The following is a 25,302-nucleotide window of genomic DNA, read 5'->3' as shown; positions in this document are numbered from 1 at the left end:
TCATCCTCCTTTCCAGAGCTTATCCTAAGATTGATTTCATCTTTACCAATATCGTTTCATAGCTGTCATTTTCCTGAATTCCCTGGCACAGGAACTGATTGACCTTGTCAATCCTGGCAATGGCATGATCCAGCTTGGGATTGGTACCGCTTTTGTATGCGCCGATGGAGATCAAATCCTCATTTTTTTCATAAATGCTTAAAATATCCCTGATCTCCGAAGCCAGCATCCGATGCTCCTCAGATACGATGTTAGTCATCAGTCGGGATATACTGGCACTTACATCAATGGCAGGGAAATGGTTGGCATTTGCCAGTTTTCTGCTTAAAACGATGTGCCCGTCCACAATACCTCTTACGGTATCGGCAATTGGTTCATTGGTATCATCGCCTTCCACCAGAACCGTATAAATTCCGGTAATGGAACCTTCCCCAAAATTACCGCTTCGTTCCAAAAGCTTGGGAAACTCCGCGTAAATGGAGGGAGTATAGCCTCTTGCCACCGGCGGCTCACCGATGGCAAGTCCTATTTCTCTCTGCGCCATGGCAAAACGGGTCAGAGAGTCCATCATCAGCAGTACATCCTTGCCCTGGTTTTTAAAATATTCCGCTATGGTGGTGGCTACCAGGGGGCACTTCATGCGAAGCATGGCCGGCTGATCTGATGTCGCCACCACCAGGACAGACCGTTCCATCCCTTCCGGTCCCAAGTCTTTTTCTATAAATTCCCTGACCTCCCGCCCTCGCTCGCCTACAAGGGCCACCACATTAATGTCAGCCTTGACGTTTCTTGCAATCATTCCCAGCAAAGTACTCTTACCCACGCCGCTTCCTGCAAAGATTCCGATACGCTGCCCTTTTCCGATGGTATTCATTCCATCAATGGCCTTGACCCCGAATTCCAGCTTGTCTGTAATAGGAGGACGGGTCAATGGGTTGATATAAGGGTTTTCCACATAATAATACCGGGGAGAATCAAAGGGACCTTTTCCATCCATAGGCTCTCCCTTTGCGTCAATGATCCGGCCTCTTAGAAAATCCCCTACCGGAATCTTTAAACGGCGTTTCGTATTGCGCACAAAGCTGCCTGCAGCAATCCCATTCATATTTTCATAGGCCATGAGCTGAATTTTATCATCTTTAAAGCCCACTACTTCTACGGGAATCTGCTCTTTCCTGTCTTCGTTATAAATATAGGCAATGTCCCCGATACTGGCTTTTCCGCCGGAGGCTTCCATAGACATCCCCACAATATTTTCAATCTTTCCGATATGGTCAATGGTCTCAGTCTTCATGATGAGATCAGACAATTCTTTAAACATGGGGACACCTCCTGTTACAGTCTCGCGTTATTGAGAATCCCCTTTATATTTTCTATCTGGGTATTCACGCTAACGTCAATAATCTCTTCCGGCAGTTCGATGATACAGGCACCATCCTCCGCATGATCCATGGATATGATCTTGATATTTCCCGAAATGTGGGACAGTTCATTTAACAATCCCACGTCTCCCTGTATCATCATCCCTGCATCCTTTTGTGAAACATAGATTTTCACCCACTGAGTCTTTTTCAGTTTGCCTGCGGCGGCGGCGATCATCCGCTTGATGATCTCTCCACTGGACTTTAAACTGGTCTGAATGATCTTTTCCGCTATTGTTAATGTGATTTTCTTCAGATCATCCATGTATCTTTCCAGAATTCTGTCTTTCTCTTCTGTAACACGTTCGATGGTGATTTTCATGGTTGTCTGAAATTCTTCCAGCCGAAGATCCAGTTCCGCCTTATGATCTATATAGGCTTTTTCCTTGCCTTCCGAAAATCCTTCTTCAAAGCCTTCCTGATATCCCGCTTCTTTTGCCTCAGCACGAATCCGTTCCGCCTCTTCCCTGGCCTTTTCCGTAATCTCACCGGCCATTTTTACAGCATTATCATATATCTCGGCAGCCTGGAGATATTCTTCTTCTCCGCCCTTCCGGAAGGGCTCTTCTATCCGCCCTTCTATCTGCTCTGCCGTTTCTGCCTTTACCATAATATCTTCAAACGCCTGATGAAATCCATACTCCGCGACCCGGTCCGAAAGCTGTGTGCCCTTAATAATATTAGACAATGATATCATCCTTTCCGCCCTTGCTGATAATCAGCTCGCCTTCTTCCTCCAGGCGCCTGATAATGCCAACGATTCTCTGCTGAGCTTCTTCAACATCTCTTAAGCGGACATTAACCGTAACTTCCATATCAGACTGAATGCTTTCCTTCATACGGGTTGACATATTATTGAAAATAACATCTTCAATCTGTTTATTCGCATTCTTAAGCGCATAAACCATATCCTTCATATCGCACTCGCGGATAAAACGCTGGATCGAACGGTCGTCCATGGTAATGATATCTTCGAATACGAACATCTTCTTGCGAATGGTATCCGCCAGTTCTGCATCTTTTCTGCCCAGTTCGTCGAAGATGAGTTTTTCGTTTCCTCTGTCCATATGGTTCATAACATTTGCAATATAATCGATACCACCCACTGTGGTGTAATCGGTAGTAAGAATGCCGGAGAATTTCTTTTTTATCTCACTTTCCACAATCCTTATGCCCTCAGGAGAAGCACTCTCCATCCTGGCAATGGATTCCACTACCTGAAGACGTTTTTCAGGCGGAAGCTCCGCGATGAGCTGCGCAGTCATCTCCTCATTTGTATAGGAAAGGACCAGAGCAATCGTCTGTGCCCTCTCATGCTGCAGCACGGAAAACAAGTTCTTTGAATCGCTCTTTCTGATGAATCCAAAGGATCTGGATTTTAAGGACTGGGTCACCTTTTGAAGCAGGCTGTTAGCTGTGCTTTCCCCAAATGCCTTTTCCAAAACTGTTCTTGCATATTCCAGACCGCCGTCAGTGACAACCTTCTGTGTCAGGCAGGTTTTATAAAAATCATCCAGCACCGATTCCGTGGCGTCGGCTTCTATATGTCCCAGCTTTGCCACTTCAACGGTTAATTTTTCAATATCTTCCTCACTCAGGTACTTATATATTTTAGAAGCCTTATCCACACCGAGTGAAACAATAACTATTGCCGCTTTTTGCTCAGGCGTTAAGTTAGTTGTCATTATTGTTTCCTCCGTTCAACCATGTTTTTAACAACTGGGCTGATATCTCAGGATTCTGCTCCGCGAAATCGCGGACGCTTTCACGCAGTTCCGCACCTCTGTCCTCTTCAGGAACCAGGAGCTCTCTTTCTTCATCCTGCTCTTTCGTAAATTCCGGAAGAATGGGTACATCCTCCTGGCTGTCCTCCAGATCTGCCATATCCCTCATAAGAGCTTTTTTCTTTCTCCTATGTCTCACTACAAGGATTATGATTAACAGGAGAAGGAATACTCCGGCCAATGCGGTGATTAAAATCCACTGGTTGATAAGAATGCCATTTGTTCCTGCCTCCACAGGAGCATCCGGCTGCTTAGGAACATCGATAGTATAGAAGGGCGCTGCAACAGCAGTGATCTTCTCCGCCCGGTCTGCCTGGGCAATTCCTGCCGCATTACCGGCCAAATTCCGAATATCATCAATCGTCAGAGTCCCGAAACCGTTTCCATTTACAACTACGGAAACCGTCAGGTTTTCCAGGCTGCCTGGATTTACCTGTCCCTGCTCCTTGATCTGGTTTAAAAGATACTTTCTGGTGAGGCTGCTTGAACCGTACGCATTATTATCTCCGGCGGTCCCTCCTGCATTGTACTGAGGAATATCCGCATTTGCCTCTGACCCGGCCACTCCGGAAGCGGTCTGTCCATCCCCCGAATATTCCCGGTATATGGATTCCTCGGAAGCAAGGCCTGTCTTGTCCCTTTCATCGATCTTTTCAGGCACATTGTATACAGTGCTTTCCCGGATCAGTTTTTCCATGTTTACAGTGCCCTTTACTGATACCCGTACATTTCCATTTCCGTACACGGGCCCAAGGACATTCATAACCTTTGCTGCAATCTGGTCTTCAATAAGCTTTGAAATCTCTTCCCCGTTCTTTCCGGAATTTATATCCTCTTCTCCTGAATCGGTAGAGACTTCTCTTCCATTGCCGTCAAAAACGGAAACATTGCTGATGATCATTCCCGGAATACTTTTTGATATAAGAAGCTGAATGGATTTGGCCTGTTCCTCCGTGGGAGAGCCTCCATCTTTCATCACGACAACAGCCTGGGCGCTCGCTTCCTTCGCATTATCATCAGATAATGCGTATTTGGAAGTTTCTCCCAGGGCTATGGTAACATATGCTTCCTGCACCCCATCGAACAACTGGATCGTGGACCCGATTCTTGTTTCCAAATCATAAAGCTTAAAAGTCTGACGGTCTGAGTCAGTTGTCATAAGGTTGACATTGTTTTTAAATACATCATATGTAAAGCCGCTTTTGGGATATCCTTCAGATACCATCCTTGCCTTGGTTACATCCATCTGGGCTGCCGGCACCAGAATATCACCATTATGATATTGATAGTCAATCTTCTCTTCCTGCAACTTACCTATAATTTGTTTCGCTTCTTCACTTCCAACGCCTGTAAACATGACCTCATACGGCTTTTCCCGCATGGATAGTGCCATAATTACCGCGCCGGCCACAACAGCCACGCCTACAATAGCAGCAATTATAATCTTCTTTGCTTTGTCACTAATTTTACTTAAAAATCCCTTAATATTTTCCATCGTGCCTGTCCGCCCCGTTATCTATCTTATATACTAATTCTTATCATCTCATTATAAGCTTCCAACGCCTTATTCCTAAGGGCTGTTAAAAGCTCTGCTGATAACTGGGCCTTTGCTGCCGCTGCTGGTACTGTGTGTGCATCATCGATCTGTCCTGTGGACAGCAAATACTCCTGCATTGTCAGATTCGCATCCGTACTCTTTACGTTCTGAATCGCTTCCTTGAATATATCCTGAAACATGGAACTTCCGGTCTGCCCGGACGTTACCTTCTTTTCACTCCCTATGTCCGCTATGGAACTTATGGGAACCATTGGCGTTATAAACATCTGCTGCATCTTATGTACCTCCCTTTTTAGCCTTTAATCATCGTACGAAGCCTGGTTATCTCACTGTTTAAAGCGCTCAGCTCATATTGGTATTGAAGGGTGGTTCTTGCCAGTTCCACACTTTCTACATCTGTATTGACGTTATTTCCGTCCATTCTGGCGGACTCATCTTGCGTATTCCGAACAAAGTATCTGGAGCCTTTTATAATATTACTTATATCCTTAGAAGTCCCCTCTCTTCCTGACATCAGACGCTTGCGAAACTCATCTTCAAAAGTCACATATTGAGCTTTATATCCGGGAGTATCTCCATTGGCAATATTATTCATAGTTATCTTCTGCTTTGACCAAAGATAATCCAGAGTCTTTTCCGCCATGGAAAGGTTATTTCCAAATATTGAATTCATAGACCATTCCTCACTTTTATCACTTTCGGCGAAATGCCTGGGAAGTGTATTTTTGCCGCTCAACCAGTGAATACCAGTTAAATATTGACAGCTTTTCCCAAAATCGATTTTTTTTTGTAATTTTTTCTACTTTATTTTACATTTTATTACAAATAATGTCAAGAAAGTTCTATCATTATAGATAGGATTCTTTGACTATTTTAATCATCAACCTCCACTGATGCCTGATTAATCCGTTTTTTTTCAGAAAATAGGTGTTAAATATTTCCAAAAAGGCCAAAAATCTATGGGGTTTTTATACTCTTTTCAAGTCTTTTCCGTCATTTTTATGTCCCGATCAAGGATATTCGTTAATTCGATACATTTTTCTGTTTTATTTCTTCATTTTTTAGGAGTTTGTAACCATCTTAGGAAACCATTGCAAAAAATGACGAATTTTGTTGATTGGTGTCATTTTCCATTATACAAGCAAGTAGGGGGTTTGTAAAGAAAATAGAAGGGGAGGGAGGAAAGGATCATAACTCATCGCATATAGTGAGCCGTACATGACGTTCACAATACTCCTTTTACAATGTTTTACTAATCAGAACTGGGCTTTTTAAGAGTTGTAAAGAAAGGTGAAATTTCTCATAGATGAATCATTTCCCTCCTTATGCCGGATATTCTCAATCATCAGAATCCCTGTCCGTATTCCAAAGTTTTTTTGTAATTATCTGTCAATTAATCTCCCGCCTCTTTTTTTCACACTGCTGTCAAGGATTGGGCCTGTTGAGTGCCATGATGTGAAAGACGAAAGATATGGAATGAAGGCAGTTTTGGATATTTAAACGAGAACTTCTGATTTCCAAAATACGAAAGTGGAACATTCTGAATGCTTGCGAGAAATACATCTTATCTGCATTGGTATTAAACCTATAGTGGATTGTGAAAGCCATCTTTTTTTGCTTCTTTCAGACGTTCTGCAGCACTCCATGATTAAGTCATCTCTGCAGAACCACCTGTTTTTCAACAGATCCTTAATTATCCGTTATCGGTATCAAAACGAACAATAAAAGCCGGCTGAGATATTAAACAATTTCATCCGGCGGCAATTCTGATAACAAATAAACGAAGATTCCCGTTTGGTTACAGATAAAGAGTTAAAGAAATTATCTATTTCTGTAGCGGAATTATTCATAAAATCAGTGACAATATTCTGTATTCCTTTACATGTATCAATTCACTTAAATATTGGTTTATCCGTACCATATAAAACTTTTACCTGGTAATAATCTGCATACCCAATCCACCGTACCATTTTTTCAGCTCTTGTTGTTACAAAAAAGTCTGCACTTGTAAAGAGACTGCGCTCATCATTTCCCTCTATTCCTTCTTGGATTGTAACATCTGAATCATGATCTTCATATTCTGACAAGTAATTTATAAGGCTATCAGTTTTTCCTGCTTTTACATATTCGGGAGTGAGATATAAAATAAGTTCTGTATTCAACCGGGGAACAGAAAAATACTCATCTAATACTTTTTCCCACAGGGGAAAAGGTTCTAACATATCTGGAATGAACAATACGGCTGGATGCTCAGTCGTTTTGGTAAATGGTATTACCTTACTCCATTCTTCTCTAGCCCTGAAAATATGCTTTTTCGTAAAATCTTCAACGGAAAGGCAAAAATCATTTTTAAAACGCTTTAAATCATCCGAATGCCAATTCCACCATGCAATTTCCAACAATTTCTTTCTTTGTTCCTCCTCAAAGCGATAACCAATTATTCTGGCAGGGTTTCCTCCTACAATTGCAAAGGGCGGAACATCTTTTGTGACCACTGATTCCGCCCCAACTACAGCTCCATCATGAATGGTTACACCACTAATAATAGTGGCACCATGACCAATCCAAACATCGTTTCCCACAAAAACAGAACCCTTACGAGGTGCTCTGCGCTCAATCTTTGTTTGACCCATAAAAGATACACTGCCTTGGATCAATGAGCGATAATCATGATTTAGGTCTACAATAAAAGTTATCTTTTCAGCCAATGAACAGTATTTCCCCAAATGAATACAATGCACTCCAGATTCTAAGTCAAAATTAAGACCACTTTGGATCTCCAATCCTACAATATAACTATCTGTATCCAAGGAAATCAATGGAAATGGCTCCCCATCCTGAGAAAATTTCACTTGAAAAGTTGAGTATTTCTCAATTTCTTTTGAGTTACAGCTAATGGTATTAATCATCTTACCTTTTCCTTTCCATTATACTCTAATCGTAAATATAGAAGATTTTCACATTGTATCTGTTGATATGGCAATACCAGGCAAGTCTTCAATAGGTATCATCGATAATGATTTTGCTATATATTTTCAAAATTATATATGACTGCTTTTACATTTGGATAATTTACCGAAAAAATTGTTTACACACTCTCGCAAAATAAGCAAAAACATTTCAAATACGTTCTTTTATATTAAAAATATAATTTCTAACAAGCATTTTATTTTTTACATTATCTATGTCAGCTGTAACACCGGCATATTTTATTATTTCATATAACTTGTTACTACTTCCCAAATCCATTGAATAGTATTCTGCACAGACATTTTTTGCAACATAGCCTAATGTTGACAGCCAGCCTGAAAAATCGTCTGTTGTCCAGCTTATTGGGTATTCATTATTTTGGCTCATATCATTTCCTAAAATATTTAAAAAAGACCGTACGTCATATGTATTCCTCAGTTTTAGCAACAATTGCCCACCTTTTTTTAATAATGACAAAGAATCTGATAAAAGTTTAAGTGGTTCGCTATACAAATTAATTTCCTTTCCTATTAAAATATAGTCGAATTGACCTTTATTAAAATATTCAGATATATATTCGATGCGATCACACTCCACCCTCCCTTGGCATATAGTAGACAAGTCAACAAAATATTTTGCTTTCTCTGTAAATGATGAAAGTGTTGCATCAAAAATATTAAACTCTTTTAATTTATTTTTCACTTCCAAAATCGGTGTTCCACATAAAACGTCTATGCCGAGAATGTGTACATCATTTTTTTCTATGGGGGATTCTATCATATGTATCATTTCCGGTTCATAATTATTCACATCAGCCCACGCATCTATTCCATAATATTTTTTCTTGAAATTTTCCTGCCCGATTTTCAGAGACTTTTCAAATTCACCGGGGTTCTTTTCAGTTCCCGTAACATGATCATGGCACACAAATGTATCCTTACACAATACAGTTTTGTAGCCTGCCCTTCTAATGTGAAAAGTAAGGTCATCATCAGCAAAATCATGGTAAAAACCATAATCAAAATTTCCGCATATATGTATGCATTCAGTTTTATAAACTGAACCAGCAGTAATTAATCTTAATCTTTCGTGCCATTTTTTAGGATCGGAAATGTTAAAATCGGAGGCTTTTTTCTGCATTTCTTCATAATTGCCGTATGTAAAATCAACCTGCTGACGATTACTGATATTGGACGACATGGTACAAACAAGGCCTATGCGTTCATCCGATTCAAAGCATTTCAAAATGTTTGATAACCAGTTTTTGGTAACTATCATATCATTGTTTAAAAACGCAATGTATTGACCGGTACAATACTTAGTACCGACAAATATTCCGTAAGCAGCTTGAAGGTTTTTAGTTATTCTTAATATTTTTATATTGCTGCAATTTATTGATTTAAAATATTCCAGTGTTCCGTCAGTTGAACCGTTATCAACCAATATAAGTTCATAATCTATATTTTCTGTATATTTAATGACACTTTCAATGCACCGTTTCGTTTTATCAAGACGATTATATGCAATAACTAAAATGCTAACATAGGCGGAATCCCTTCCATATAATAAGTTTGACACATTATTGCGGGATTTAAAAATATCGTTATCTTCTTTGGGAACATCACAGTTGTTTGTATCAACTATTGTTACTTCATTATATATCGGTTTTTTTTTTTATCTTTCACAATGAATATCTCCTCTACGATTTAAAATCACCTATTATTTCCAATCTTATATTAAACTGCATAAAAAACAGTTTCATCCATCGAATGGGAATGATGTCTTAAATAATATTTATAATTCAACCCTAATGACATAATATAATTAGGTATGTCAACGATATCTTTATTTTTATGATAAACGCATATAGCTAATTTAGGCTTATATTTTTTTATGGTTTTTTCAGCACCTTTCAATGCTGCCAATTCACAACCTTCTATATCCATTTTTATGAAAGTTACTTCGTTATTTACTTTCTCATCTATGCTTACAACTTCAATAGTTCCATTTTCATTATTACTATAGTCCAATATATGAGCGCCTTTAGAAACATCATTGTTAAACCCTAATATAGTATTATATTCATATAAACCCTTATTAAAGGCAATTATATTATCATACGGCAAATTAGTTATGTAATTGAAGCAATTAGCATCCGGTTCAAATGCATAGATTTTATTATACCTTCCATTTGTTTCCCTTAAAAATTCTAATATCGTATCTCCTGTAAAAGCTCCACCATCTACAAATATCTCATTATCCCCTAAATTCATTATATGTTTGGAGAAATATTGTTTAGGAGAGTATACTTCCTTAAAATAACTCAAGTCGTTAGAAAATGAGCCTTTCAACACATTTATTAAGGTTTGCCTGGATATGTCGTCTTCAATCATATTCATTATATTATTAAAATTTGTTTTATTTTCAATTATAAAATTCTTATACTCTGCAGTAGTCATATCTTTAAAATGGCCATATGAATGTATTCTGTCTGGTTCAATATATTGTAGTAGAAAATTTTCTATTTCTTTGTAATAATTAGATACAGATATATAAACATTAAAATAATCGTACTTTTTTAAGACTTCCCCAAATGAAATCACCGGAATCCCTTCATATATTTTTCCCTGCTTGTTTTCATCTCTGTCACAAATCGCTACAGGATTTATTCCATATTTTCTAAACGTCTGAGGCATATTAGTTATTCCGCCGCCAAATCCATATAAAATAATCGGGATATCTTTATTATAATTATTTAAAAATTCATCAAATCTATTTCTTAATGTTATAACTGAATTTATGTCGATTTTTTTCATAATATTTTCTCATTCCTTTTCTTGTAGCTTGAATTCCCGGAAAATATAACGATGAATTACTAAAAATACAGCAAAATTAATATTAAGATAATCGTTCTAGCCATTCTTTTAAAAAAGTCCCAAGCTCCCAGCCTAAAAAATTTCGTTTTTTCAATATCCTCACAAAATCCAAATCTACCGAAAGCTTTGTATTGGAAAAGGATCGGATCCCTATAAGGCTGATTTGTTATATCCCACCACCTTATGAGTGGGGTCCTATTTTATTACAAAATTACACTTACACTTTTCTCCCCAGCTACGCTGGGGAGAAAACCTTTTGTTCAGGTAAAATTGCATAACACACTGTTTCAGTTGAAATGTTTGAATAATGCCTAAAATAAAGAGCATAATTAGGATTTATCTTCCAAATTGAAAGAGGAACCTCCACCATGTCTTGATCAGAATGATAAGTGCAAATCGCAAGTTTAGGACCATATTTCCGGATAATCTGTTCAGCCCCTCGCAGCGCTGAACACTCCGCCCCTTCAATATCCATCTTAATATATGTAACCGGAATATCTTCTAATAAATTATCAAGAGTATCGGCTTGTACGCTTATTGTTCCATTCTCATTAATATACGATGACGGCCCCAAATCATGAGAAAAATTTAATGTCGCCTTTATGTCGCTAAGACCTAACTGATAGCAATGCACAAAGGGAAATTGTCCAGTTGATTTTTTTAATGATGAAAAGCTTTTTGGATCTGGTTCAAAAGAGTAAATTGCTTTCCCTCCTCCGAATCTTTCTAAAATACATTGTACTGTATCCCCACAAAAAGCTCCTGCATCTACAAAAACATCTTTTTGGCTAACTGACAAAGGAATATCCTCAAAATCAGGAAAATATATATTATCTATTGGCTGGACGATCCCTGTCAATAACTCCGAATTTCTATATAGCCTATAATTAATGACCGTTTCAAATGTTTTGCGTGAAATGTCATCGGCTAAGCGACTATATATATATTGCAGTTTTTCTTCCTGTGATTTATAATATTCTGCACTGTCTTCTCCTTCGTTATAGATGTCCAAACAATAAATCTTTTCTGGCGGAACGCTCAATCCTTTCAATTGATCTGACATAGCCTCAAAATGTCTTATAGTTAAAATCAGCACATTATAACTAGAATATATGTGGGAGAGTTCATTTGGTGAAATAACTTTAAAACCAAAAAATGTTTTACCTTGCTTATTAACATCATTATCACATAAATATTCTGGTTTGTTATCAAATTTTTCAAAAAAAGATTCCATTGTATATAACTTACCTAAGCCAAATAATACCGTTGGTTTTTCAGATGCATTTATATCAGATATCATTTGATTTCTAGTTTCTTTTTGTTTTAAGGCATATTCATAATGAATTTCCATATTACACTCCCCTCTCACTTAAAATAGTCATTTCCAACCACTCTTTTAAAGAAATTTCAGGCTTCCAACCTAAGAGGTTTTGACTTTTTTCTATGTTTGCACAAAAGTCCACAAAAGGTTGGTTATTACCATCTACCGTAAAGGACTGAATTAGATTTTCCTTTTTCATTGCTTCTGCCATAAATGTTAATACGTCTGAAACAGACGTTGACATCCCATATCCGATATTCAATATTTCTTCCTCCGTTTTCACCTCAACCGTTTTAACAAATGCCCTGGCTACATCCCGTACATGGACAAAATCATTCCGGTTGCCAGCCCCTTTTAATGATGGAACTCGATCTTCTGAGAGCTCTTTTTTTATGAAAGGAATTAAAGAACCTTCTCTTTGACCGGGTCCATATACATAAAAAAGCCGCAGCCAGTTAAAATGAATACCGGCCTCTTTGCAAAATGCGTGAGCAATCATACGGTAAGCATTTTTAGCTGCTTTAAAATGGTTGGAATCATCCAGTTCCCAGCCTTCATCCACCCTTCCATGAGGCAATCTGTATTCCCAGCAGCTGCCGGAAACAATCAACTGGGTAATCCCCAGATGACGGCATAATTCCAATACATTGAGCCCATATGTCAAATTTCTTTGAGACATTTTATAGGAATAGTCCGGAATCCCCTCCCAGGCCAAATGAATGCAAGCTTCTATTTGACAGCCTGCAAGCGCCTGTTTAAGTAGTTCCGGTTCAGATAAGTTTCCCTTAACAACTTCTTCATTATCATATGGCTGAAAATCCTCACCGGGATTTTTGCACAGGGAAATGATTCCATATCCACTTTCATGCAGAAATTTTCTGACATGACTTCCAATAAAGCCGGTGGCTCCTGTAAGCAACACATTTTTCATTCTCTGTCTTCTCTCTCCATGATAAAATCAACGATCTGCTGCAGCAAAAGATTATGTATGGATTCCACTATCCCATAGTGCTGAATAGGAGCATATATATTCATATCTCCCAGTTGTCTGCTCTGATTATCCATTGCAAAACCAGATAAGGTCAAAACTCTCATTTCCTTTTCCTTAGCCATCTGAATTGCATGAATAATATTATTGGAATTTCCAGAGCTGCTGATAGTAACCAACAAATCATCTTTATTTCCCAGTAATTCCAGAGGATTGGAAAATGTATGTTCATAACCAAAATCATTTCCCATACAAGTAATAAGAGGTGCGTGAAGGAGATTTACTGTACGCATCCTCCCATTTTTCAGAAAATCTGCCGTTGCATGTTCAGCGATAGCACAACTTCCGCCATTTCCTATGAAAAATATTTGTCTCCCATTTTCCTTTATGTTTTGGAACAGGTCCAACACATGAGAAAAGGCTGTTTCAAAATCCTCCGTTTCCATTTTCTCATTCTTCTTCACAGTATACTCCGTATTTTGCAACACTTCATAAAATTTCTCCAGGTATTCTTTATACATTGGAAATCTCCTTTTGTAAGAAATAGCGGCTTAAAGTTGATAAATGGTCATATTTTCCAAATTTCTCATACAACCCCTATAATTTTTAATTAATCACTAACATAAATAATTTTACTGCCCTGCGGTTCAAAATTAATAGAGACTTCTTTGTAATCTGACAGTGCTATCCGTACTTCCGCCTTACGTGTTTCTGGTACAAGCAGCATTAGAAAACCGCCACCACCAGCTCCCAGAATTTTGCCTCCCAAGGCCCCAGACTCAATGGCTTTTTGATACATATCATCAATTTCAGGATTACTAATCTTACTGGCTAATTGCTTTTTCATTTTCCAGGATTCATTGAGCAAGACACCAATCTCCTCAATATTATCGGAATTCAACATGTTCTGAACCCGGTCTGTTAATTCTACCATTTGGTCCAGAATCTTTTCACGGGCAGGAATGTTTTCTTTCTGCTCAGCAAGTACTGTAGAGGATTGGCGGGTTACACCTGTGTAGAAAAAAAGAAGGCTGTCCTCTAATTTCTTTTTCGTCTCTTTTTGACAGATAACAGGGTCTATAAAAACCGAATCATCTCTGTTAAACTGATAACGGCTCAGCCCCCCATACGCTACGGCATACTGATCCTGCTTTCCTATGGGGTTTTTCAAAATGTCAATTTCTATTTGGCAGGCTTCCCTGGCCAACTGTTCGGCAGACACATGTTTCCCTGCAAAAGCATAAAGCGCATTCAATACTCCCACAGCAAGAGAGCTTGAGGAAGCAAGTCCAACGCCTACTGATCCCAGGGGAATATCTGCCATATATACAATTTCAATTCCTTTGCTGATTCCTACAATTTTTAAAGCTTCTCTAATAATATTATGTTCCAGCTTTTCCACATCATCTACGATTTCTGTTTTCCAATAGCTGACACGTATCAGATTATCAAACTTTTTATTTACTGTGATGTATGTGTACATATTAATTGCGGTACTGATAACTGCCCCGTATCCCAAACTGCTATTCTCATAATAAGCGGCCAGATCTGTTCCGCCTCCAAATAGAGATGCCCTCATGGGTGTTCTCGAAATTATCATTGGTTTTTACCTCCCCATATCTTAACAATTTTCTCCATATACAAATGGACTTTCAAATTCTTCAAAGGAAGGCAGACAGGCGTCTTTATCCGTTATAATCGGATCCGTTACTGAAAAATCGATTCCAAGGCTGTCCCATCGGACTCCTTCATCATAATCTGGCATATATTTTGAGCCCAACTGATACAACACCTTCGTATCGTCTCTCTTGATCAAATGTGCATTAGCGATACCTTCTGGAATGTAGAGAAGCTTTCTTTCTTCCTCATTCATAGTAATACAGATTACCTTTCCATAAGTAGGAGAGCCTTTTCTTAAATCCACTGAGTAATTATCCCATTCTCCGCAGAGACAGTAATATAACTTGCACTGGGTATATGGAGGTCTTTGATAATGAAATCCACGGATAACATTTTTATGAAGGTTTGTCGTAATCATGGTTTCACCAAAGTCACATTTAAGCCCTTTTTCCAGGAATGTTTCCTTGTGAAATGTCTTCATATTGCTCCCTCTTTCATCCTGATGGTAATGAGGTCTCACAATGTATAGTCCTGAAATTTGAGTCTCTTCAAACGTAAATGCCATAATTATCCCTCCCATTTCGGTGCAAAATCATTACCGGTCTGAATAAATGCACTTTTATTATTCCAATTAGCAAAAGAGGCCTGATAACAATTCTTACACGGCAGGTCCATATCAGATCCATTTACCCGTTTACGAAAATCTTGATACTCCTCTGAGTTCCACATCTCGTCAAAAGAGGCATATTTACTGATATGAAATAATTTTCTGGAAGTGGACATACAGGATCGCACATATCCATCTGATCCAAGGAAGAAATCGCGCCATCCGGTATAGCATTCTTTATGCAGAAAATTTCCTGAAGAATCCTCCCCTTGAATACACGGCAGCTTTACCGCAATCCCCAATTCTTCTCCAAGCTTTTCTGCTTCCTCAAAGATCTCCTGAAGCTCCTGCTGTTTTTCATACAGGCTTTCTTCGAGCATTCTTTCATCAAATGCCGTCAAATAAACTCCCTTTACTTCCTGAAGCCCAAGTTCATAACCTAAACGGACATATTGAGGAAATTCCCGGAAGTTGCTCTCCATCATGGTCATTACAATGCTTAAATAAGGGAACTCTACCCCTCTTCTTTTCTTTTCTTCTGAAATATCTTTTAACGCACTGGTAATGGAGTCAAAGTCTGCTCCTGCCCGGATCTGGTTATTTGTTTCAGCACAAGCCCCATCCAGGCTCACAGTCAGCAGCTCCACCTCATTGTTAAATACATCCTCTTTTAATTCTCTCAGCCTTGTACCGTTGGTGCAGAAAAACTTTCTCAGCCTATGCTCCTTCGCCCATTTAAGGAACTCTTTGAAATGGGGATGCAGCGTGGGTTCTCCCCAACCAAGCAAAGTCACTTCTTCAATTTTCTCTGCTGCCGGTTCCAATAGCGCAAGCCACTCCTTGTTAAATAATGTGGGTTTAAATTCCACCGAACTGCGCCCGCACATTTTACAATGAATGTTGCAGGCACTTGTCATCTCCAATACAATCCGCCTGGGATAGGATTGTAATAATGTTTTTCCCGCAAGTGCTTCTTCTCTGTTTATCTGGCTGTTTTCTCTCTGTACTTGCGACAATTCTCCGATATCTTTTAAATCCAGCGTTTTTGCTCTGATCAAACTCATTTTTTCCTGCTCCTTCACTTACCTTTTGGACTATCCGGAATTGAAAGCGTCATTTGGAAACTTCCTGCAGATACTTAACAACCAGCTTTTCCAAGCTGTTTTCCTCTGTTACTTGCATTACCTTCCGGCAGCCCGCAGCCTTTCCTGCTTCCAGATCTCTTTCATCATCCCCAAATAAAACACACTCCGATAAATCCAGGGATAAATCCCTCTGTGCCTGAAACAACAACCCTGGCTTCGGTTTTCTGCAAAAACAACCATCATTCCAGCCATGAGTACATGCATATATGCCATCTATCTGAATTCCCGCAAAGGATAAATCTTTCTGCATTTTTTCGTGAATCTGTTTTAATGTCTCTTCCGTAAGATATCCCCTGGCAATTCCCGGCTGATTGGTAACTAAAATCAGGGTATATCCATTCTCTTTCAATAATTTAAGCGCATTAATGGCCCCATCCAGCCATACAAACTGATCTGGGAAAACTATATACTCTCCTTTTGGTGCCCTTACATTTAATGTGCCATCACGGTCCAGAAAAACAATTTTCTTAGGCTGGAAGAACTCCTTCGTCAAACGAATACGGTCCCAGGAACCAACACTGTAATAACGATGCTCCACTTTAAATGCGAATAAAAGCCCCCTGTCAGCTAACACCGAGTAAATGGCCTTTTCAAAATTAACATTTGAATCCGGCAGCATGCTCAATACTCTTTTGCTGACCAGAGCATAACCTATGTCAACCATTGAAAGGTCTTCTTTGATCCTGCTCTTATCGTAAACGGTTACCTTCCCATCTTCATCTGCGCAAAGATTATTCTTTGTGTAGGAATCCCTATTAGCATAAGCAGTAACTTGTACCAAAGCTTTAGAGGCAAAAAACTTTTTTTCCGCTTCCTCCAAATCCATAGGACAATAATTATCACAGTACATAAGTAAGAAATGATCTTTTATCAATGGTCCGGCATGTTTTAATCTGGCACCGGTATCACATTCCGATGGTGTGATATCATATGTAACCTGCAGTCCATACGCAGAACCATCGCCCACAAATTCCTGTATTACCTGAGGCAGATAGCCAAGAAGGAGAAGCACTTCTTTTATGCCGAATTCTTTGATTTGATATAGAAGATATTCCAAAAATGGCCGCCCCTCGAATTCATACATTGGCTTTGGTTTCGTATCAGTAAAGGGCTGCAAACGAGTTCCATAGCCCCCCGCCAGTATTACAGCTTGTGAAATCATGCGTTCTTTCAATTTTTTTGCCTTTCCATCATATTTTAGTTGTTACAAACCAAAAAATTTCTTTCATCGACCGCTGCACTTGCTGGTTTGTTTTTTCTATACGGTTTTTAATATAAGCAATATTTGAAGCACTTAACTGGTGTTTCCTCACAGTAATTCCATCAATCTGACACTGATCTTCTAGTATAATTTAAGTATTTCTAATGAAATGTTGTGCGCGAAGTTAGAATTATAAATACTTCAGTCTACCAGATTATTCAGGTATTCATAAAAACCAAACTTATTATAAAGGGCAATTATAATCATAAAAATTCTCCAAAAAATCATCACGAAGGAATTCCCGTCTGTCACAAGCAACAATATTTTCACATATAGTCTTTAAATCCATTTGATATTTTGCATCTTGCGTAAAAGCTGACAGTCTTGTATTATAACAACTGAACTCTCTAATTTTATTTTTTACATCCAGAATAGGGATTCCGTATTTAACATCAATCCCTATTATTCTGATATTTTTCTTTTCCCTTGTCTTCTATGATATATTTCGAGACATCTATTATGTAGTTATTGACAGCCTTCCAGGTATTAATTCCATGATGTTTTCCTAAAAATGCTTTCTTCTGATTTCTAAAGAACTTCGATGATACTCTGCATTCTTGTCTCCCAAGTTTCTGTAATCATAGTCGTGGCAAACCCAGACATCTCCTGCTAAAATTGTTTTACAACCTGCTCTTTTTATACGAAAAGAAAGATCATCATCACCGAAATCATTGTAAAATCCACAATCAAAAAGGGATGACCGACCGTAAGGATAGTTTCTTTTTTCAGCAATATAAGAATCGTAATAAGGCGGTCTTTTACGCCATTTAGTCGTATCTGATCAATTGTGACTACATGCCTTTTTTATCATTTCACTATGATTATCAAAATCAATTCTAACTTCCGGCAAATTGCTTACAGTTAGCAAGATATTGCATAAACCATTCCAATCTTTCATCAGACTTGGCGCATAGCAACATATTTTAAAGCCAGTTTGGGGTAACTATAACATCATTTGAGATAACATTATTTGAGATAACAATAAGATATTTCCTCAGTTTTATTAGAGTATTTACAGTAAGAGTAAATTGCCTCCCTGCATTCTTCTTAACACTTATAATTCTCTTATCCTCAAACATAATGTCTTTAAAGTATTTTAAAGTTCCATTTGTCGATCTATTATCAATTAAAACCAGTTGATAATCAATATCTATTGTTTTTCTATAATGTTTTCAATACATTGCCTTATTTTTTCCAAGCGATTATATGTAAATACTATGATACTTACATAAAACTAATTTACTTGGAAATGAATGTTTGATATAGATTTTATTGTCTCGAAAAGTATATCTCCAAATTACTCAACTGTATCATGACTATTATCAATATAAGTAATTTGATTCTCTGCCACGTTTTCTATTTCCTTTCATATTTACAGTATGCAATGTAAATACGGTTTGATCCTTCTTGGAAAGCATCGAGCTTCAAGCATTATGTCAAATTGCATATAACACAAAATTTGTCGGAATTAAATCTCCGCCACAATAGCGCAAATAAAATTTATAATCAGGGTTCATCTCTGCTACCATTTGGGGAATCCTTATTACTTCCTCAAAGCTGTGATACAGTGCAACGATCAGATTGGGGCTTTCCTTTTTTATATGATTTTCTGCTCCCGCTAAAACCTGACGTTCATAGCCATTGACGTCAATTTTCAAAATATTAATTATTTCGGTCATATCTAAATCAAGAGTTGCTGTACTGACAGGAATAATTTGCTTATCAGAGGAAATATGGGCCATAATGGGATCATCACTGCTTGTATAAAGAAATTTCTTCCCCCAGATTGAATCAAGCCCTATCGGTCGTATCCGGATGTTTTCAAATCCCTTTAAGTTCTCTTCCAGCTTCCTTGCAGAAGCCTCATTGGGTTCATAGCAGATAATCTCCCTGTAGTCTTTTCCATAAGCTTTTATATAATTAAGGCTGGTATCTCCAAAATAAGCGCCTACATCTACAAAAACCTTTCCTCTTCCCTCTGGAATAAGGTCCAGATCATAATAATCAACCTGTGCCTTTTTTACTTGAGAAAGCCTGTCTGTATCTAAAAAGATCCAGTTTTTCAAAATTGCTGTAAGTACTTTTTTTGACTGGTAATCCGACAACTTCTGATAAAGCCATAAGAGGTCCTCACTATTGTTTTTCACACAGACGATTCTTCTCTCCAATGGTTTGTAATCATCTTCTTCCGGTTTTATTTTCCCCCAAAGGTGGAAACGAGAAAAGTTTTCCACATAAGCATCTAATACTCCGCCGTAGGTCTTGTTTAAATTAAAAAGCCTGCTTTGGAACAGGTCCATTAATTCAGGGATTTCCTTTGAACCAACTTCCTTTATGAACGCCAGATATTCCCGATCCAATTCATTCCTGCATTCGAAGTCAGGAAACTCTTCGCTGTCCCCTTCCTCTAAAACAGAATAAAGAGGGGACTGGTTCTGGTTTAAAAGTTCCTTTTCTTCCGAAGACAGCAGACCGTAAATCCGCCCTTCTAAAGCGGTAAAATAAGACAGCTTAGAGACTTTCAACAGAAAAAAACGGTTTTTTGCAGAAGAAAGATCATAAAGCTTAGATAAAAATCCAAAGGTGGCATGAGCCGATTCCTCTTCTCCAGCCTCCTTTTTCAAAAGGAGCAGAATTTCTTTTAACACAGCTTCCTGATAAGCGTCCGCTCTTAATGCCAAAACCCCGTACCGGATCATATCCGAAGGCTGACCCATCTTTTTATAAGACAGGAAAAGTTTCTGGTATACATTGGGGAGATCCCCCGCAATAGTCAGGTTGCTGATTATTCGGCGCTGATCCAGAAATGAAAGTGCCAGTTCCAGATAAAACCGTCCCTTCTCCTCTTCTCCCTGCTGGTAAAACCAGAGCCCCAGCCAATACTCCAGATCCGGGGAAACACATCCATGATCTTTGGCCTTTTGATAAATGAAGAGAATTTCGTTCTCTCCTTCCCAATGAGTGATGTACTTGATCCTGATCAGATTGCAAAAGGTCGCATCTTTCCTGTCTTCCATGACAGACTCTCCCATATGCTCCATCACCCGTCTGTAAGCAGACTCAGCCGCCTCAAACTCACCCTCTGCCAAAAAGGTGTCTCCCAGATAGGACCACATATTATAATCTTCCGGATCCCGCTTTACCTCCTGTTCCAGCAAAGAAAGATTACGGTTTATCTTTCCCGTTTCCTTATAGGCTGTAGCCGCATAACCAGTATGGTATATCGTAAGCAGATCCGTTGCGTCAAGGGTGATAATCTTCTTACCTTCTGCATGGGAAAGCTGTTCATGAATCCGGTTCTCGTAACGGATCAGTGGAGTATTCTTAAAGATCCGGCTCTGCATTGCAGTGGAAAATACCTTTCCCGTATCATCTAAGTTAGCCAGCATGGCTCTTACAATCTGAGGTCTTTCCAATGGGGAAAACTGCTTTTCAAAACCCTTTAATAAAGGCAGGATCTTTCTTGTATCTTCTTCAGAAAAATACTCATCTGCATCTAGAAACGCAATCCACTCCCCTTTTGCCTGCTCCAAAGCAAAATTCTTGGCAGCAGAGAAATCATTATTCCAAGGGAAATGAAACACTTTTGCCCCCATCTCCTCCGCAATCTGAGCAGTATCGTCAGAGGAGCCAGTGTCCACAACGATTTGCTCGCAGACAATCCCCTTTCCCCAGCTCAAAGCACGCCGGATATTCTTCTCTTCATTTTTAACAATCATACACTGGGAAAGCCAAACTGCAGGCCTCATAGCAAACCTCCTCCTGATTTACGATAAAATGACCCCCGGAAGAAAATTCTTCCGGGGGAAATGAAAGAAACAATTACCGTAATAACTGTAATACTCCCTGAGGAAGCTGATTTGCCTGAGCAAGCATAGCCTGAGAAGACTGTACAAGAATGTTGTTCTTGGTATAATTCATCATCTCCTGAGCCATGTCAACGTCACGGATACGGCTCTCGGCTGCTGTCATGTTCTCAGAGGTTACACCCAGGTTGTTGATGGTGTGCTCTAAACGGTTCTGTAAGGCACCCAGATCACCACGGGTGGAAGATACAGTATTAATAGCGTTCTTAATTACTTTTAACGCAGTAGATGCACCGCTTTGAGTACTTAAGTCAACTCCATCAATTCCTAAGGATTTGGAGCTCATACTCTTGACACTTACTGTTAGCTTGTTAAAGTCATCAGCCGTATCACCGATCTGCAATGTCAGACCTGTACCATCACCGTTGGCGTTAGGATCCGCCACTGGTGTTGCTGTTCCTGAAAATTTAGTCGCAAGACCACTTGCAAGTTCAGATGCTTTATCACCGCTGGCTGTAGCTGTAAATTCCATCTTACCCAGACCAGCCTCCGTCAAATCAATAACACCAGTATCTCCGGAACTAAGGGCACCAGTTCCAAGGGAAGTTCCATCCGACTTTTTAACTGCATCCTTAAGATCAATGACAATAGCCTTAGAAGAACCATCTTCCTTTGTAATCGTAACAAGGACCTGATTCTCCTTGCCACCAGTTGTACCATTTGCTGCAATTTCAACCTTATCACCTGATGCTAAAGATATTCCTGAAGCTTTTGTAACCACTGTATTTCCAATGGTAGCCCCCACTGCAGGCTGGCCAGTCCCAAGCGTAACTGTTGACTTGCCCATGCTACCATCTAACAGATTGATACCATTATAGTTTGTACCCTGAGAAATACGGTCGATTTCATCTTTTAAAGATTTCACTTCTGACTGGATATTCTCACGGTCAACTTCATTCTTATATGTACCGTTGGCAGACTGGCCAGCTAACTCAACCATACGGTTTAACATGGAGTGAACTTCTGTCAAAGCGCCTTCTGCTGTCTGGATTAAAGAAATACCATCGTTGGCATTCTTTTTAGCTGTTTCAAGACCTGTAATCTGTGCTCTCATCTTCTCAGAAATAGCCAGACCTGCAGCATCATCGCCTGCACGGTTGATTCTGTAACCAGAAGATAATTTCTCAAGGTTCTTGCCCACTGCTGTGTTGTTATTTCCTAACTGTCTGTAAGAGTTTAATGCTGCGATATTGTGTTGAATTCTCATAGATATTTCCTCCTTGAATGTGTTACAGGGAATTCCTTTTCCCTGCCTGATATGTTTTCCTGAAACAGGAAAATAAGTAAATAATATTGGCGGAATCTTACGGGGTACCAGCCGTATTATTGATCCCAAACTTTTGACACTAGTATCTTTCGGAAGCTTACCAACATAATATTCTAATGAATTTAACTATGCGTTTATGTATCTTCCTTTCATCTACAATATCGTATCAAAGGAAAGAAAAGATAAGTCTTTTTTTTAATATTTTAAAATATTTTGTGGTGTCTGTAAATTTCATAAAGATCTTTGCTAAATTGCTTTCATTTTTCTTCCGCCACTTAACCGTCTCTGCCTTTATTTTATATTTTTGATAATTCTTAATACCAAAAGATAACCCTTTCTTCATTCCTCTTTTTTGACATTTCATTGATTTTTTATTGCATGATTTAATGATAACTGAGGGTTATTAAAGATGTCATATCAGCCTGTCCCCAGGCCAGGAGAAGAAACATCCCCTGTCATTATATGAAAAGAAGATTTATGGGGTTGAAAATATTCATGTTCTTCCAAACGGAACCAGGACATAACCCTTTGAAAGGTATAATTTACTACATATCCCTAAGTAAAGCAACAACAGCCTATGTGAGAACTCTACAGGCTTATTCCAAAAATAAATCCCTGATAATAATTGAAACTTGTCAAAGATTTCCTTCTTCGTCTGCAGTTTATACCAATGAAGATGACACCAACTTTGAGGAACCTGATATAAGTATTATCCGCGGTAAAAACAAAAGGAGAAAAAAAGAGGATACGCTCCCGCATATCCCCCTTTCCCCTCTAAGCTCTCGTATCCACAATCTGCCCAATCCCATCTGCAGACACCTGCCTGGGAACCGCAGTCTCTACCATCTTAAGCAATCCGTCCGCCACTGCTTCCTGAGAGGCCATAGCCTTTTTTGCAACACTGATTCCTGCACTCTGCTGCACTCTTGCAAGGCTCATTTCCATGCTCATTGCTCCAATATCCATACCTTCACTCTCCTTTCAAAGAATATGGCTCACGTTAATTACCAATCTGTCTTCAATCTTCATATTGTTATATCGGCCACCTTCCGCCTCAAGATAACAGATCACAGGTTTTCTTTATAACAATCCAAAGTAAACCAAAACTCCACCCCACCCTTTACATTCCGGACTCCGCAGGACTTTCCATGGGAATCCATAATAGCCTTAACAATAGAAAGCCCAATACCACTCCCCCCATACTCCCTGGTATGCGCCTTATCCACCTTAAAAAACTTGGTCCAGAGATTTGGCAAATCTTCTTCCGGAATATTCTGACCTGTATTAAACACGGTCACAAGGGCTTCCTCTCCATCTTCTTCTGCTGTAACCACGATCTTTCGCTCTCCCTCCAAATGGTTGAGGGCATTATTTAAATAATTTGTAATAACTTCTTCTATTTTAAATTCATCGGCATGTACATAGATGGGACCACAATCCTCCAGCTTCACTTCCGCTTCCTTCTGCTGGATCAAAATACCTGCTGAATTAATTACGCCGTGGATCAGCTCCGTCAAATCGAAGCGTTCCTGCTGAATGCTGTCATTGCCGAACTCAAGGGCAGTAAGATTAAGGAGCTGGCGAACCATGGTATTCATTTTACCAGCTTCATCCATGATGACCCCGCAGTAATAATCCCTGCTGTCCGGATCTTCCGCCATCCCTTCCGTAAGGCCCTCCGCATATCCCTGGATCAGTGCAATAGGCGTCTTTAATTCGTGGGAAACATTGGCGATAAAATCCTTGCGCATCTCATCAATTTTTATTTTCTCGTCAATATCCTTCTGTAATTTTTCGTTAGCTGCCCGCAACTGCCCGATGGTATCTTTTAAAGTATCGGACAATTGGTTCATGCTGTTTCCCAGCACCCCGATCTCGTCTTCCTCTGTGCCGGTATATTTGGCATCAAAGTCCAGGGCCGACATCTTTTCTGATAAATTGGCAAGCTGAAGGATAGGAGATATAACTTTTTCTGTTGTAAGATATATAAAGATACTTCCTACTAACAGGGCCGCCACGCCTACATAGGCCAGGAACCGGTTTGCCAGTGCCACACTTTCCCTGATGCTGGCAAGAGGTACGGAGATGAGAAAAATGGTTTTATTGTCAGAAAAATATCCCCAGCTTTCCAGGTAATAGGAATCAGAACGCCTGTCATAGGTTTTCTGAACAATATAATTATCATGCTTTTTTAAAACGCTGGCTTCAGGCACGTTTTTTCCGAATATATAGGCCTCCACTCTGTTTTTTAAAAACTGCTGGTCCCCGTTGGTTGACATAAGGGCCTCGTCTGTGGTGCTGTCGATCAGAACCATCATTAAATTGTACTTTTCTCCCATGATCCGGAACATTTTCTGGGCCGGGCCTTCATTTTTAAAATCCGGGTCATAGGAATCCTTGTAATAATCGATGATCCCTTTCCCGCTCTCATTGGCCTGTGCTACTACCTTGTCGATCTGCGAATAGGCTCTTTCCAGAGTGCGCACCTTATCACTGGTGTAAAAGCTCTCCAGAAACCAGTTGTTTACACACCATGTGGAAATAAGAACAAAGGCCATCAGACATACAAAAATTATGGCAAAACGCGCCTTGATGGAATGCTTCATTTACTCACCTTT

20 protein-coding genes are annotated in these 25,302 nt (G+C 39.2%); all 20 read right to left on the bottom strand.

Features of this window, described 5'->3' with window-relative positions; genetic code table 11:
• Positions 1 to 19: 19 nt before the first annotated feature.
• Entirely contained in the window at positions 20 to 1,321 is a 1,302-nt protein-coding gene (locus ACYVD3_RS12925) for a FliI/YscN family ATPase (protein WP_460642933.1), read from the bottom strand.
• A gap of 14 nt (positions 1,322 to 1,335) precedes the next feature.
• On the bottom strand, positions 1,336 to 2,109 hold the full coding sequence (locus tag ACYVD3_RS12920) for a FliH/SctL family protein (RefSeq protein WP_460642932.1): 774 nt from the start codon (positions 2,107 to 2,109) through the stop codon (positions 1,336 to 1,338).
• A complete protein-coding gene (fliG, locus tag ACYVD3_RS12915; protein WP_460642931.1) occupies positions 2,102 to 3,106 on the bottom strand; it encodes a flagellar motor switch protein FliG in 1,005 nt (334 codons plus the stop codon). The genes ACYVD3_RS12920 and fliG overlap by 8 nt, the downstream gene beginning before the upstream one ends.
• Positions 3,096 to 4,700 carry a flagellar basal-body MS-ring/collar protein FliF gene (gene fliF / locus ACYVD3_RS12910; protein WP_460642930.1) on the bottom strand — a complete coding sequence of 535 codons (1,605 nt, stop codon included), beginning with the start codon at positions 4,698 to 4,700 and terminating at the stop codon, positions 3,096 to 3,098. Before fliF ends, fliG begins: the two co-directional genes overlap by 11 nt.
• Positions 4,701 to 4,726: 26 nt before the next feature.
• On the bottom strand, positions 4,727 to 5,038 hold the full coding sequence (locus ACYVD3_RS12905) for a flagellar hook-basal body complex protein FliE (protein ID WP_460642929.1): 312 nt from the start codon (positions 5,036 to 5,038) through the stop codon (positions 4,727 to 4,729).
• 17 nt (positions 5,039 to 5,055) lie between these two features.
• Positions 5,056 to 5,436 (bottom strand): flagellar basal body rod protein FlgB, encoded by a 381-nt coding sequence (gene flgB, locus ACYVD3_RS12900; protein WP_460642928.1) that lies wholly within the window; start codon positions 5,434 to 5,436, stop codon positions 5,056 to 5,058.
• Positions 5,437 to 6,655: 1,219 nt separating this feature from the next.
• The gene (locus ACYVD3_RS12895; protein ID WP_460642927.1) at positions 6,656 to 7,672 is read right to left on the bottom strand and encodes a CatB-related O-acetyltransferase; all 1,017 of its coding nucleotides are present in this window, start codon (positions 7,670 to 7,672) and stop codon (positions 6,656 to 6,658) included.
• 211 nt (positions 7,673 to 7,883) lie between these two features.
• Positions 7,884 to 9,311, bottom strand: coding sequence for a glycosyltransferase family 2 protein (locus ACYVD3_RS12890; protein WP_460642926.1), 1,428 nt, complete (start codon positions 9,309 to 9,311; stop codon positions 7,884 to 7,886).
• A gap of 158 nt (positions 9,312 to 9,469) precedes the next feature.
• Complete coding sequence (locus ACYVD3_RS12885) at positions 9,470 to 10,549, bottom strand: FkbM family methyltransferase (RefSeq protein ID WP_460642925.1); 1,080 nt, start codon at positions 10,547 to 10,549, stop codon at positions 9,470 to 9,472.
• Positions 10,550 to 10,844: 295 nt separating this feature from the next.
• Positions 10,845 to 11,960, bottom strand: coding sequence for an FkbM family methyltransferase (locus tag ACYVD3_RS12880; RefSeq protein WP_460642924.1), 1,116 nt, complete (start codon positions 11,958 to 11,960; stop codon positions 10,845 to 10,847).
• A 1-nt stretch (position 11,961) separates the two neighbouring features.
• A complete protein-coding gene (locus ACYVD3_RS12875) occupies positions 11,962 to 12,861 on the bottom strand; it encodes an NAD-dependent epimerase/dehydratase family protein (protein ID WP_460642923.1) in 900 nt (299 codons plus the stop codon).
• A complete protein-coding gene (locus ACYVD3_RS12870; RefSeq protein ID WP_460642922.1) occupies positions 12,858 to 13,439 on the bottom strand; it encodes an SIS domain-containing protein in 582 nt (193 codons plus the stop codon). Before ACYVD3_RS12870 ends, ACYVD3_RS12875 begins: the two co-directional genes overlap by 4 nt.
• A gap of 89 nt (positions 13,440 to 13,528) precedes the next feature.
• Positions 13,529 to 14,320 carry a GHMP family kinase ATP-binding protein gene (locus tag ACYVD3_RS12865; RefSeq protein WP_460642921.1) on the bottom strand — a complete coding sequence of 264 codons (792 nt, stop codon included), beginning with the start codon at positions 14,318 to 14,320 and terminating at the stop codon, positions 13,529 to 13,531.
• 219 nt (positions 14,321 to 14,539) lie between these two features.
• Complete coding sequence (locus tag ACYVD3_RS12860; protein ID WP_460642920.1) at positions 14,540 to 15,103, bottom strand: dTDP-4-dehydrorhamnose 3,5-epimerase family protein; 564 nt, start codon at positions 15,101 to 15,103, stop codon at positions 14,540 to 14,542.
• A 2-nt stretch (positions 15,104 to 15,105) separates the two neighbouring features.
• Positions 15,106 to 16,209 (bottom strand): radical SAM protein, encoded by a 1,104-nt coding sequence (locus tag ACYVD3_RS12855; protein ID WP_460642919.1) that lies wholly within the window; start codon positions 16,207 to 16,209, stop codon positions 15,106 to 15,108.
• Positions 16,210 to 16,258: 49 nt separating this feature from the next.
• Positions 16,259 to 17,452, bottom strand: a complete 1,194-nt coding sequence (locus ACYVD3_RS12850; protein WP_460642987.1) for an HAD-IIIA family hydrolase — start codon at positions 17,450 to 17,452, stop codon at positions 16,259 to 16,261.
• Positions 17,453 to 18,987: 1,535 nt separating this feature from the next.
• On the bottom strand, positions 18,988 to 21,300 hold the full coding sequence (locus ACYVD3_RS12845; protein WP_460642918.1) for an FkbM family methyltransferase: 2,313 nt from the start codon (positions 21,298 to 21,300) through the stop codon (positions 18,988 to 18,990).
• A gap of 73 nt (positions 21,301 to 21,373) precedes the next feature.
• Positions 21,374 to 22,624, bottom strand: coding sequence for a flagellin N-terminal helical domain-containing protein (locus tag ACYVD3_RS12840; RefSeq protein ID WP_460642917.1), 1,251 nt, complete (start codon positions 22,622 to 22,624; stop codon positions 21,374 to 21,376).
• 834 nt (positions 22,625 to 23,458) lie between these two features.
• Positions 23,459 to 23,650, bottom strand: coding sequence for a YjfB family protein (locus ACYVD3_RS12835; RefSeq protein ID WP_460642916.1), 192 nt, complete (start codon positions 23,648 to 23,650; stop codon positions 23,459 to 23,461).
• A gap of 101 nt (positions 23,651 to 23,751) precedes the next feature.
• Complete coding sequence (locus tag ACYVD3_RS12830) at positions 23,752 to 25,290, bottom strand: sensor histidine kinase (RefSeq protein ID WP_460642915.1); 1,539 nt, start codon at positions 25,288 to 25,290, stop codon at positions 23,752 to 23,754.
• Positions 25,291 to 25,302: the final 12 nt, after the last annotated feature.

The organism is Lacrimispora brassicae (assembly GCF_054772055.1).
This window is presented reverse-complemented; position numbering and strand designations above follow the sequence as displayed.